Origin of the sequence: Mesorhizobium sp. M2E.F.Ca.ET.209.01.1.1, from assembly GCF_004010375.2 — a bacterium.
In the GTDB taxonomy this organism is placed as follows: Bacteria; Pseudomonadota; Alphaproteobacteria; order Rhizobiales; family Rhizobiaceae; genus Mesorhizobium.
On record NZ_SADP02001081.1, the window covers coordinates 1 to 296 of the forward strand.

The window sequence follows — 296 nt, forward strand, 5'->3', positions numbered from 1 at the left end:
GGTCTGCCGAGCTGCCCATCACGCGGGCGTCCGGCGGCGGCTCCGTCTTGCCCTTAATGGCGGTGAGCACGCGGAGGGCCGGCTGTTAAACGGCGTTGAGGGCATTCACCGCACGCACCCGGGCCAGGTACTTGCCCGCGTAGATCCCCCGCACCTCCGCGCTGGCCGTGCCCACGCGCCCGACACGCACCCAATTCAGGTCGTCCCTGCGCCATTCCACGTCGTAGGCAATCGCCTTGTCGGCGGCGTCCCACTCGATGGTCAGCACCGGCGTGGCGATGCCCTGGTCGATCACC

At 69.6% G+C, this 296-nt stretch carries 1 protein-coding gene; it reads right to left on the reverse strand.

The window, feature by feature from the left end:
• Positions 1-85: 85 nt before the first annotated feature.
• The coding region (locus EN852_RS39205) for a hypothetical protein (RefSeq protein WP_210238334.1) at positions 86-296 on the reverse strand (211 nt) is incomplete at its 5' end.